The 11,554-nt window shown below is 73.6% G+C and carries 12 protein-coding genes; 4 read left to right on the forward strand and 8 right to left on the reverse strand.

The window, feature by feature from the left end:
• The first annotated feature begins 91 nt into the window (after window positions 1–91).
• Window positions 92–1,330 (forward strand): serine hydrolase domain-containing protein, encoded by a 1,239-nt coding sequence (locus NV263_RS21760; RefSeq protein WP_263248453.1) that lies wholly within the window; start codon window positions 92–94, stop codon window positions 1,328–1,330.
• 100 nt (window positions 1,331–1,430) lie between these two features.
• Here the strand turns inward: NV263_RS21760 and NV263_RS21765 are convergent, their stop codons facing one another.
• From NV263_RS21765 to NV263_RS21780, 4 genes are all read right to left on the reverse strand, one after another.
• Window positions 1,431–2,255: an SDR family oxidoreductase gene (locus NV263_RS21765; protein ID WP_263248455.1), complete on the reverse strand. Its 825-nt coding sequence runs from the start codon at window positions 2,253–2,255 to the stop codon at window positions 1,431–1,433.
• On the reverse strand, window positions 2,252–3,193 hold the full coding sequence (locus tag NV263_RS21770) for an MBL fold metallo-hydrolase (RefSeq protein ID WP_263248457.1): 942 nt from the start codon (window positions 3,191–3,193) through the stop codon (window positions 2,252–2,254). Before NV263_RS21770 ends, NV263_RS21765 begins: the two co-directional genes overlap by 4 nt.
• A 118-nt stretch (window positions 3,194–3,311) precedes the next feature.
• On the reverse strand, window positions 3,312–4,103 hold the full coding sequence (locus NV263_RS21775) for an SCO1664 family protein (protein ID WP_263248458.1): 792 nt from the start codon (window positions 4,101–4,103) through the stop codon (window positions 3,312–3,314).
• A 6-nt stretch (window positions 4,104–4,109) separates the two neighbouring features.
• The gene (locus NV263_RS21780; RefSeq protein WP_263248460.1) at window positions 4,110–4,676 is read right to left on the reverse strand and encodes a DUF3090 domain-containing protein; all 567 of its coding nucleotides are present in this window, start codon (window positions 4,674–4,676) and stop codon (window positions 4,110–4,112) included.
• Window positions 4,677–4,879: 203 nt separating this feature from the next.
• Here NV263_RS21780 and NV263_RS21785 point away from each other — a divergent pair, with 203 nt between their 5' ends.
• Complete coding sequence (locus NV263_RS21785; RefSeq protein ID WP_263248462.1) at window positions 4,880–5,806, forward strand: S66 peptidase family protein; 927 nt, start codon at window positions 4,880–4,882, stop codon at window positions 5,804–5,806.
• 109 nt (window positions 5,807–5,915) lie between these two features.
• On the opposite strand, the gene NV263_RS21790 is transcribed toward NV263_RS21785, so the two are convergent.
• Window positions 5,916–6,494 carry a CGNR zinc finger domain-containing protein gene (locus NV263_RS21790; RefSeq protein ID WP_263248463.1) on the reverse strand — a complete coding sequence of 193 codons (579 nt, stop codon included), beginning with the start codon at window positions 6,492–6,494 and terminating at the stop codon, window positions 5,916–5,918.
• A 41-nt stretch (window positions 6,495–6,535) separates the two neighbouring features.
• Here NV263_RS21790 and NV263_RS21795 point away from each other — a divergent pair, with 41 nt between their 5' ends.
• The gene (locus NV263_RS21795; RefSeq protein WP_263248465.1) at window positions 6,536–7,384 is read left to right on the forward strand and encodes an alpha/beta fold hydrolase; all 849 of its coding nucleotides are present in this window, start codon (window positions 6,536–6,538) and stop codon (window positions 7,382–7,384) included.
• 16 nt (window positions 7,385–7,400) lie between these two features.
• A complete protein-coding gene (locus NV263_RS21800) occupies window positions 7,401–8,030 on the forward strand; it encodes a nucleoside/nucleotide kinase family protein (protein ID WP_263248467.1) in 630 nt (209 codons plus the stop codon).
• 6 nt (window positions 8,031–8,036) lie between these two features.
• Here NV263_RS21800 and nikE read toward each other — a convergent pair whose 3' ends face one another.
• Genes nikE through NV263_RS21815 form a run of 3 tightly spaced genes read right to left on the reverse strand, consistent with a single transcriptional unit; the run spans window position 8,037 to window position 11,553 of the window.
• Window positions 8,037–9,617 carry a nickel ABC transporter ATP-binding protein NikE gene (gene nikE / locus NV263_RS21805; protein WP_263248468.1) on the reverse strand — a complete coding sequence of 527 codons (1,581 nt, stop codon included), beginning with the start codon at window positions 9,615–9,617 and terminating at the stop codon, window positions 8,037–8,039.
• Window positions 9,614–10,510 carry an ABC transporter permease gene (locus tag NV263_RS21810; protein WP_263248469.1) on the reverse strand — a complete coding sequence of 299 codons (897 nt, stop codon included), beginning with the start codon at window positions 10,508–10,510 and terminating at the stop codon, window positions 9,614–9,616. The genes nikE and NV263_RS21810 overlap by 4 nt, the downstream gene beginning before the upstream one ends.
• Complete coding sequence (locus NV263_RS21815; protein ID WP_380759980.1) at window positions 10,507–11,553, reverse strand: ABC transporter permease; 1,047 nt, start codon at window positions 11,551–11,553, stop codon at window positions 10,507–10,509. The genes NV263_RS21810 and NV263_RS21815 overlap by 4 nt, the downstream gene beginning before the upstream one ends.
• Window position 11,554: the final 1 nt, after the last annotated feature.

An 11,554-nucleotide genomic window follows, 5' to 3' on the forward strand; every position in this document is an offset into this window, starting at 1 on the left:
GAAAGGTATTCACACCGGGTTCCGGGGAGTAGAAAGGCGTCGAGGTTGTACACGTCCGCCTGCGGCGGACCAGGACCACGGGAGGCGACGCGTGAGCCCGTTGGAGATCGAGGTGGAGCCCGGCGAGGTCGGCCTGGACCCGTCCCGGTTGCAGCGCATCGACCGGCACTTCGCGCAGTACGTGACGGCCGGGAAGCTGCCGGGCTGGGCGGTGCTGGTGTCCCGCAACGGCAAGATCGCGCACCTGTCCACGTGCGGCATGCGCGACATCGCCTCGGGGGCCGCGGTGCGCACCGACACGCTGTTCCGGATCTACTCGATGACCAAGCCGATCACCTCGGTGGCGATCATGATGCTGCACGAGGAGGGCGCGTTCGAGCTCACCGACCCGGTCAGCAACTTCATCCCGTCCTTCGCCGACCTGCGCGTCTACACCGGCGGACCGGCGCGGCAGCCGCAGACCCGCCCGGCGGTCGAGGAGATGCGCATCTGGCACCTGCTCACGCACACCTCCGGGCTGACCTACGCGTTCAACCACCTCAACCCGGTCGACGAGCTCTACCGGCACGCCGGCTTCGAGCACGGCATGGCCGACAACCTGGACCTGCAGGGCTGCTGCGACGCCTGGGCGGACATGCCGCTGCTGTTCGACCCGGGCCGGGCGTGGAACTACTCGGTCGCCACCGACGTGCTCGGCCGGATCGTGGAGATCGCCTCCGGGCTGCCGCTCGACGAGTTCTTCCGCACCCGCCTGTTCGAACCGCTCGGCATGCGCGACACCGGTTTCAGCATCGACCGCGCCGACGCCGACCGCCTCGCCACGCTCTACGTCGCGGACGCGGCGGGCCGGGCGGCACCGCACCCGCGGCACGCGGCGCTGCACGAGGCGGCGTTCGAGCCGCCGAAGGCCCCGTCCGGCGGCGGCGGGCTGATCTCCAGCGCCCACGACTACCACCGCTTCACGCAGATGCTGCTGCGCGGCGGCGAACTCGACGGGCAACGCCTGCTCGGCGACCGCACGGTGAAGTACATGACCCGCAACCACCTGCCCGGCGGGGCCGACCTGCAGACCCTGGCGCTCGGCGCGTTCTCCGAGGCGGCGAACGCGGGCAAGGGCTTCGGCCTGGGCTTCGCGGTGGTGGACGACCCGGTGGCGGCCAAGGTGATCTGCTCTCCCGGCGAGTTCTCCTGGGGCGGGCTGGCCAGCACGGCGTTCTGGGTCGACCCGGTCGAGGACCTCACGGTCGTCTTCCTCACGCAGCTGATGCCCTCCAGCACCCACCCGCTGCGCCCCCAGCTCCACCAGCTCGTCTACCAAGCGCTGGTGTGACCGCGCGCTGACTTCGAACTCGTTGTGCGCCACCCGAAACGAGTCCGAAGACAGGCACTCACCGGCCGTCTCGGCTCCGAGAGCCGGTTCGAAGACAAGCTCAGGCCCGGGGGCGCCAGCGACCGAAGCCACCCTCGGTGTGGATCACCTGACCGGTCACCCAGCGGGCCTCGTCGGTGGCCAGCCAGGCGATCAGCCGCGCGGGGTCGTCGGGTTCGCCGTACCGGCCGAAGGGGAACATCGGCGCGACGTGCTCCCAGGTGGTCTCGTCGAGGTAGCCGGTGTCGACCGGGCCGGGGTTGACGGTGTTGAGCGTGATCCCCGCGTGCGCGAGCTGGTCGGCGAGCGTGGTGGTGATCTCGGCCAGCGCGCCCTTCGACGCCGCGTAGGCGATCTCGCCCGGCATCGGCCCGAGCCCCTGCCCCGAGGTCAGGAACACCACGCGCCCCCCGGGCCGCCCGTCGTGCCGGGCGGCGAAAGCCTGCGCGAGCAGGATCGACGACCGCGCGTTGACCGCCCAGTGCGCGTCGAGCACCGCGGTGTCGAGCTCCCCGAGCGCGCCGTCCGGCCCGCTGCTGGCGTGGTTGCAGACCAGCACGTCGACGTGGCCCAGCTCGCCCGTGGCGGCGTCCACCAGGCGTTCCGGCGCGCCGTCGGCGGTCAGATCCCCGTCGATGTGGGCCACCCGCGCGCCGGACACCAGCTGTTCGGCGACCCCGGACACCACCGCGTCGAGGTCGTCGGCGCCCCACGGCCGTTCCGCGTCGTGCTCGGCGAAGTGGTGCAGGAACACCGAAGCCCCGTAGGCGGCGAGCCGCCGCGCGATCGCGTACCCGATGCCGCGGCGACGGCTCACCCCGGTCACCAGTGCCACGCGCCCGCGCAGCGGGACCGGGTCGCGGCGCAGGTCCATCGGCCCGCTCATGCCGCGACGCGGGTTTCGCCGACGGCCAGGTCCCACAGGTCGTCGGGGTCTCGACCGGCCTCCCGCCACGCCTTGCGGACCCGCGCCAGCGGTTCGGTCACCGGCTCCTGCGTCAACGCGAACGTCCCCCAGTGCATGGTCGCGGCGCGGGCCGCGCCGAGGTCGCCGACCGCCCGGACCGCCTCCTCGGGATCCATGTGCACCGACTTCATGAACCACCGCGGCGCGTACGCACCGATCGGCACCATCGCCACGTCGATGCCCGGGTAGCGGTGCCCGATCTCGGCGAAGTGCGGGCCGTAGCCGGAGTCCCCGGCGTGGTAGACCCGCCGGTCCGGCCCGGTGATGACCCAGCTGCCCCACAGGCTCCGGCAGGTGTCCCGCGGCCCCCGGCGGCTCCAGTGCTGCGCGGGCGCGAAGTCGAACGTCAGCCCGGCGACCTCGGCCGACTCCCACCAGTCCAGCTCGACGACGGCGGTGAACCCGCGCCGCCGGAACCACCGGCCGAGCCCGGCGGGGACCAGCACCGGCGTGCCGCGCGGCAGCCGCAGCACGGTCGGCGCGTCGAGGTGGTCGTAGTGGTTGTGGCTGATCACCACCGCGTCGACGCCGGGCAGCTCGCCGAAGGACACACCGGGCGGCGTCAACCGCCGCGGCACCCCGGGCACCCGAGCCGACCACACCGGATCGGTGAGCACCGTGGCGCCGCCGATGCGCACCACGAACGTCGCGTGCCCGACCCAGGTGAGCGCGGTGTCGCGAGCGGACACCGGAGCCAGACCGCGCCGGACCACCGGGATCCGGTCGGCGTCCTCGGTGCGGGTCCGCATCCCGCCGGTCCACATCAGCCGCATGACGTCGCGGAACGTCGGCAGCGGAGCCTGCAACCGGTCCGCGTAGGACGTCCGGATCATCCGCTTGCGCAACAGGGTTCGCACCCCACCAGCCTGCCTCGCGCGCCCCGGGTCCGGCCGGACGGCCCCCAACTTCTCACGAGGATCGGGGGACGCGGCAGCACCCGGGAGCGATCTCGCCACCACCCGGCACCGCGAGTCGTCAGAACGCGGGCCACGGGATCGCGGGCCACTCGCCCGAGGGTTCCGGGAACACGCCCTCGTCCAGCAGCCGGTCGATGCGCGCGCTGATCGCCTGGACCTCCTTGGGCGTGATGTGCTCGGCCAGCTCGGCGGCCAGCGGCCCCTCCAGCAGCGCCCGCAGTTCGCTGACCCGGTCGACGGCCTCGTCCGGCAGTCGGTCGCCGATCCAGCCCCACAGCACGGTGCGCAGCTTGTCGTCGGTGTTCAGGCTGACCCCGTGGTCGACGCCGAGCACCCGCCCGTCGGGCGCGTGCAGGATGTGCCCGCCCTTGCGGTCGGCGTTGTTGATGACGACGTCGAGCACGGCGAGCCGCCGCAGCTGCTCGTGGTCGGCGTGCGCGAGCACCACGGCGTCGCCGCGCTGGTCGTGCGCGCGCAGCACGGGCAACCAGCCGTCCGGGACCTCGTCCGGCGGCACCACGTCCACCAGCTCGGAGTCGCCGTCGGTGTCCACCCACAGCTGCACCATGCCGGGTCCGAACGGACCGTCGCGCAGCAGCGTCGGCGGGATCAGGCCCCAGCCCAGGGCTTCGGAGACCAGGTAGGAGGCCACCTCGCGGCCCGCGAGCGTGCCGTCCGGGAAGTCCCACAGCGGGCGCTCCCCGCGCACCGGCTTGTACACGCACTCGGCCGACATGCCGTCGACCTCGATGGCGCAGAACAGCGTGGCGTTGGACGCCTCCACGAGGCGGCCCTGCACGTCGAGCCGCCCGTGGCGGAGTAACTCGCTGGCGCTGTCCCCGGCGAGCACGGCCGGCTAGACCTCTTCCGAGCGGCGGTAGCCGTTCTGGCGCGGGCAGATGTGCCCGGCCGGGTCGAGCGGTTCGGCGCACAGCGGGCACGGCTTGCGGCCGGCGTTGATGACGCGCTCGGCCCGCTCCGCGAAGGCCCGCGCGTGCGCCGGGGTGAGGAACACGCGCAGCGCGTCGGGGCCTTCCTCGGTGTCGTCGAGCACGACGGACTCGTCGATCTCCTCCTCGGTCACGGCCAGGAGTTCGACCACCACCGCCTCGGTTTCGGCGTCCCAGCCCAGTCCCATCGTGCCGACCCGGAACTCCTCCTCGACCGGGACGTCCAACGGGTCGGTGTCGACGAGCTCCTCGGGCGGTTCGGCGGGCAGCTCGGTGTTGAACCGGCGCTGCACCTCCTCCAGCAGCGCCCCGATGCGTTCGGCGAGCACCGACACCTGTTGCTTCTCCAACTGGACGCTCACCGTCCGGACGTCCTCGGTCGCCTGGAGGTAGAACGTGCGTTCGCCGGGCTCCCCGACGGTCCCTGCGACGAACCGGTCGGGCTGGCGGAAGACGTGGATGACACGAGCCATGACACCCTCGACACTAGGCCACCTGGGTCTCGCCGTGCGCGGCTGGCCCCCGTTTCGTTCATCACCAACGCGAACCGGACCCCTCCGCACGCCGGTGCGCTCGGTGATTGTCGCCCGCGACCGATCCCGGATCTGTTCGCCCATCGCGAACAGATCACGGCGTCGATAGTCTCGCCGGGGTCGAGATCACCCCGGGAGGTCCCATGCGCGAATGCCGTCGCCCGCACCGGCTGCGCCCCGGCGACGCCGTGGCCGTGGTCGCCCCGGCCGGCCCGGTCCCCGAGGACCTCCTCGACGCCGGGGTCGACCAGCTGCGTTCCTGGGGCCTGCGGGTCGAAGTCGGCGAACACGTGCGGCAACGCCACCCGCGGCTGGAGTACCTCGCGGGCGCCGACGCCGACCGCGCCGCCGACCTGCAACGGGCGTGGTGCGACCCGGACGTCGCGGCGGTGCTGTGCGCTCGCGGCGGCTACGGCAGCCTCCGCGTGCTCGACCACCTGGACTGGACCCGGATGGCCGCCGCGCGGCCCAAGGTGTTCGCGGGTTCCAGCGACATCACCGCCCTGCACGACGCGTTCACCGCGCGGCTGGACGTCGCGACCCTGTTCGCCCCGATGCCCGGCACCGAGGCGTTCGTCCGCGACCCCGCCGCCCGGGAACACCTGCGGCGCACCCTGTTCGAACCGGAATCGGTCGCGGTCCTGAGCGCTCCCGCGGCGGACGCCCTGGTGCCGGGGCGCGCCCGGGGCGTCACCTACGGCGGCAACCTGAGCATCGTGGTGGCCTCGCTGTCCGCCCGCGACGCCCCGGAACCCCCGCAGCAGGGCATCGCGCTGCTGGAGGACGTCACCGAAAAGCCCTACCGCCTCGACCAGTTCGTCACGCAGCTGCGACGCGCCGGGTGGTTCGACCGCGCGGCCGGCGTCGCCCTGGGGTCCTGGACGGACTGCGGCCCGCCCGAGGCCGTCCGCGCCGCGTTGCACGACCGCCTCGGCGACCTGGGCATCCCGGTCCTGTGGGAACTCGGTTTCGGCCACTGCGAGGCACAGCGCACCGTTCCCCTCGGCGTCGCCGCCGAACTCGACGCCGACGCCGGAACCCTGACCGTGTCACGACCGGCGCTGCGCTAGGGCCGCTGCCACCAGCGGCGGGAGCCGCTTTCTCCGTCGGTGAGCGGTCCCGCAACCGGCACCGCCGCGCAGCGCACCTCCGAACCCTCCCCCAGGCCCCGGAACCGGGTCAGCGGTCCTTGCTCCGGGCGTAGTGCTGCCGCGCCTTGCTGCGGTTCCCGCAGCGCGCCATCGAGCACCACCGCCGGTTGGCCGCCGGGGAGGCGTCGAGGAACCGGATGCCGCACCGCGGGGAGGAGCACACGGCCACGCGCGGAAACGGCTCGGCGACCAGCAGATCGACCGCGTCCGCGGCCAGAGCGCCCAGCGCCGCCCGCACGGGATCGGCGGGAGGCGGCGACCAGCGCACCACCGACCCGTCCGGGCGCGCGCGCAGCTGCGGCGGAGCGCGGTGCACCCAGCACGCCACCCGGTTGATCCGCCGGACGTCGTCGGCGGCGACCGCCCGTCCGTGCGCCCGGGCGCGCGCGGCCCGGTCGACCGCCTCGCGCAGCCGCCGCGCGGCGCCGACCTGCGCCGGGGTCGGGTTCGCGGTGTCGAGCAGCCCGACCGCGCGCAGCCACGCGGCCAGCTCGGCCGGTCCCGACAGCAGCTCGCGGCCGCCGCACCACCGGTCGCGGACCGTGTTGACCAGGTCCAGGCAGGGCCGGCCGCCGTCCCACACCCAGTCGCCGCGCTGCTCCGCCACGACTACCATCCTAACCGTCTCAGATGGTTAGAGGAGGGCGAATGCCGGACACCGAGGTCGCCGTCGTCAACGGACTCCGATTCCACTACCGGCGAGCCGGGGACGGCCCCGGGCTCGTGCTGTTGCACGGCTGGCCGCAGACGTCGGCGTGCTGGCGGAAGGTGCTGCCGGAGCTCGCGCGCACGCACACCGTGATCGCGCCGGACATGCGCGGGTACGGCAACACCGACCGACCCACCGGCGGCTACGACAAGCGCACGATGGCCGCCGACGTGGCGGCCCTGGTCGACCACCTCGGGTTCGACTCGGTCACCGTCGTCGGGCACGACCGGGGCGCGCGGGTGGCGCACCGCTGGGGACTCGACCGGCCGAGCCAGATCGACCGGCTGGCGCTGCTCGACATCGTGCCCACCCGGGAGATGTGGCGGCGCTGGGACACCACGACCGCCACCGCCTACTGGCACTGGACGTTCCACCTGCAACCCGACCTGCCGGAACGCCTGGCGGGCGCGGACGTCGCGGGCTACCTCGGCTACTTCTTCGAGCACTGGACGGTCAACCGGCACGGCCTGGACGCCGCCGCGGTCGACGAGTACGTGCGCGCCTTCTCCGCCCCCGGCGCGCTGCGCGCGGGCTTCGACGACTACCGCGCGGCCCCGGTCGACGCCGAGCACGACGACGCGGACGCCGACGCCGGGCGCAAGCTGACCATGCCGGTGCTGGCACTGTGGGGTTCGGCGGGCCTGCCCGCCCGGCTGCCCGTGCTGGACATCTGGCGCTCCTACGCCGAGGACGTCACCGGCGCGGAGATCGCCGACTGCGGACACTTCCTGCCCGAGGAGCGCCCCGAGGAGGTGCTGGACCACCTGCGCGCGTTCCTGGGCGGGTGAGCCTGGAGGAGGACACATGCGGGTTCGCCCCGTCACGCCGGAACGACTGCTCGGGGAAGTGGCGGAGCGCATCGACGCGGTCGCGGGCCGGTGGGTGCGGGTGGCGGTCGACGGCGCACCGGCGGCGGACACCGGCGGTTTCGCCGACGGGCTCGTGGAACCGCTGCGGCTGCGCGGCCGGGAGGCGGTCCGGGTGCGGACGGCGGACTACCTGCGCCCCGCTTCGCTGCGGCTGGAACACGGCCGCCGGGACCCGGACTCGTTCTACCGGGAGTGGTTCGACTTCGACGGGCTGCGCCGCGAGGTGCTGGACCCGTTGGCGGCCGGCGGCAGCGGCGAGGTGCTGCCCGCGCTGTGGGACGCCGCCGCGGACCGCTCCCCGCGCCTGCCGCGGGTCCGCCTCCCGGAACGCGGAGTGGCCATTGTGGACGGTCCGCTGCTGCTGGGCGCCGGCCTCCCCTTCGACCTGGCGGTCCACCTGTGGCTCCCGGGCGCCGCGCTGCGCCGCCTGACCCCGGACGAGGACCGCTGGACGCTGCCCGCCTACGACCGCTACGCCGCCGAGGTCGGCCCGGAGCGGGTCGCCGACCACGTCGTCCGCGCGGACCGGCCGGGCAAGCCGGCCGTGGTGGACAGCCTGGACTGACCGCGGCTACACCACCCGGCGCTCGATGGAGGGCACGGCCGCCAGCAGCGTCCGGGTGTAGTCGTGCTGCGGGTCGAGCAGGACCTGTTCGACGTCACCGAGTTCCACGATCTCGCCCCGGTACATCACCGCGACCCGGTCGGCGATGTTCCACGCCAGCCCCAGATCGTGCGTGATGACCAAAGTGGACAGTCCGCGCGCGACGCGCAGCCGCAGCAGCAGGGACAGGATCTCGCCGCGCACCGTGGCGTCCAGCGAGGCCACCGGCTCGTCGGCGACCAGCACGCGCGGTTCGAGCACCATGGCCCCGGCGATCACCACGCGCTGCCGCTGGCCACCGGAGAGTTCGTGCGGCAGGCGCGCGAAGTACTTCTCCGCCGGGCGCAGCTCGGCTGCCTCCAGCGCGGCGGCGACGCGTCCCCGTTCGTCGTCGGCCAGGCCGTGGATCCGCAACCCCTCGGCCACCGCCTCGTACGCGGTGTGGCGCGGGTTGAGCGCCCCGGTCGGGTCCTGGAGCACGAGCTGCACCTGCCGCCGGTAGTCGCGCAACCCGGCGCTGCCGGTGGGCAGCGGAACTCCGTCGTAGCGCACCACCCCGGAGGTGGGTCGTTGCAGGCCGAGCAGGGTCCGCGCGAGCGTCGTCTTGCCGGACCCGGACTGGCCGACCAGCGCGACGATCTCGTTCTCCGCGACCTGGAGGTCGACCCCGCGCACCGCGTGCACCGTCCGCCCCCGCCCGGCGAAGTCCACCGACACGTCCTCGGCCTCCAGCAGCGGACGCCCGGGCGCGGACTGCTCGACGTAGCGGAACCGGGGGTCGCCCACGGTCGGGAAGGCGCTCGCCAACGCCCGGCTGTGCTCGTGCCGGGGTTCGGTCATCACCTGCCGCGCCGGCCCGCTCTCGACGATCCGCCCCTCGCGCATCACCGCCAACCGCGCGCAGCTGGCCGACAGCACCGACAGGTCGTGGCTGATCATCAGCAGCGCGATGCCCCGCTCGGCGACCAACCGGCCCATCAGCCGCAGGATCTGGGACTGCACCACCACGTCGAGCGCGGTGGTGGGTTCGTCGGCGATCACCAGCCGCGGCTCGCACGCCAGCGCCATCGCGATCATGACCCGCTGCTTCTGCCCGCCGGAGAGCTCGTGCGGGTAGGCGTCGGCGCGGGACGCGGGCAGCTCGACCTGTTCGAGCAGCTCGGCGACCCGCTCCCGCAGATCGCCGCGCGCGCCCGCGTGCAGCTTGATCGGCTCGGCGATCTGCGCGCCGATGCTGCGCACCGGGTTCAGCGCGTGCATCGCGCCCTGGAACACCACCGACGCGCTCGCCCACCGGGCCGCGCGCAGCTGCCCGAACGTCATCCGCCGCACGTCCTGCCCGTCGAGCAGGATCTCGCCGTCGACGCGGGCGGCGCGCGGCAGCAGCCGCAGCACCGACATCGCCAGGCTGGTCTTGCCGCAGCCGGATTCGCCCGCCAGCCCGAGGGTTTCGCCCTCGGACAGGCTCAGGTCCACCTCGCGCACCGCCGGTTCGGCGGTGCCGGGATAGGTGATCGACACGTCGCGGAGTTGCAGGATCGGACTCACCGCCGCCCCCGGAGCCTCGGATTGAACACCGCTTCCAACGCCCGCCCGCACAGCGTGAAACCGAGCACGACGAGCACGATCCCCAGCCCGGGCGGCAGCAGGTACCACCAGGCGCCACCGGTGACCGCACCGGTGTCCATCGCGGACTTGAGCATGGCGCCCCACGACACCCGGCTCGGGTCACCGAGGCCGAGGAACGACAGCGTGGACTCGGCGATGATCGCGCTGCCGACCTGCAACGTGGTGTTGGCGAACACCAGCGGCAGCACGGCGGGCAGCACGTGCCGCCCGATGATGTGCCGGTGCCCGGCACCCAGCGCGGTGGCCCGCTCGATGTAGGGCCGGGCCTCGACGGTCAGGGCCTGCGCGCGCACCAGCCGGGCGGTCGCGGGCCACGCCGTCACGCCGATCGCCAGCACGATCGTCGCCAGCCCGCGGGAGAGCACAGTGGACAGTGCGATGGCGAGCACCAGCGATGGCAGCACCAGGAAGAAGTCGGTGACGCGCATCAGCAGCCGGGCGGTCCACCCGCCGAAGTGCGCGGCGAGCACGCCCACCACGGTCCCGATCACCACCGACAGCAGGGCCGCGGACAGCCCCACCACCAGCGACACCCGCGCTCCCCACCAGGTCAGCAGCAGCACCGACCGACCGGATTCGTCGGTGCCCAGCCAGAATCCCGAGTTCGGCGCCTCCAACGGATGCCCGGTGGCCCGCGTGACGTCCAGCCCCGCCGAGTCGGTCAGCACCGGGGCGAGCAGCGCGAGGACCGCGATGACGACGAGCAGCGCGAGCCCGGCCAGGCCGCCGCGGTCGGCGCGGAAGACGCGCCACGCCTCGCCCGCGGTCGCCCTGCGCCGCTCCCAGGCGATCCGCCCGGCCGTGGCCGTCACGACGCACGCACCCGCGGGTCGAGCAGCCGGTAGCACATGTCGGCCAGCACGTTCATCACGATCACACTCCCCGCCAGCACGATGAACGTTCCCTGCAACAGCGGCAGATCCGGCACCCGCAACGCCTCGTAGGTGAGCAGCCCCAGGCCCGGCCAGGAGAACACCGTCTCCACGGTGATCGCCCCGGCCACGACCATGCCCAGCCGCATGAAGATCAGCGTCACGGTCGGCAGCATCGCGTTGGGCACCGCGTGCCGCCGCCGCACCAGGTCCTCGCGCAGTCCCTTGGCCCGCGCGGTGGTCAGGTAGTCCGCACCCATCTCCTCCAACAGCGACGAGCGCATCACCATCACGTACTCGGCGTAGATCACCGCGACCATGGTCAGTGCGGGCAGCACCAGGTGGTGCGCCACGTCCAGCACGTGCGGCAGCACGCCCGGCGGGACGTCCGGCGAGGAGATCCCGCCGACCGGGAACAGCCCGGGGATCGGCCCCACGCCGACGCCGAACACCATCAGCGCGATGAGCCCGAGCCAGAACGTCGGCACCGACCACAGCGTCAGCGCGACCGATGTGGACGCCTTGTCGAAGGCACCGCCGTGCCGCCACGCCGCCCGCGCCCCGCTCCACATCCCGAGCACCATCGCGAGCACGGTCGCGGTCCCGACCAGCAGCAGCGTCGGACCGATCCGCTCGGCGACCAGGTCGGTCACCGGACGGCTGTAGGTGTAGGAGGTGCCGAAGTCGCCCCGCACCAGGGCACCGAGGAAGTCGAGGAACTGCTTCCACAGCGGCTGGTCCAGCCCGAGCCGCGCGCGCAGCGCGGCCAGCTGCTCGGGGCTGACCGGCGCGCCGCGGGTCATCGCCCTGGCCGGATCACCGGGCAGCACGCGGAACAGGAAGAACCCGAGCACCGCCACGCCGAACAGGCTCACCACACCGCCACCCAGCTTGCCCGCGAGGTAGCGCCCCAGGCCGCGCGGGCGCCGACCGTCCTGTTCGGACACCTGCGGTCCGGGTGCGGTCACCGTCGTGTCGGACACG

Source organism: Saccharopolyspora rosea (assembly GCF_025643595.1).
Taxonomy (GTDB): domain Bacteria; phylum Actinomycetota; class Actinomycetes; order Mycobacteriales; family Pseudonocardiaceae; genus Saccharopolyspora; species Saccharopolyspora rosea.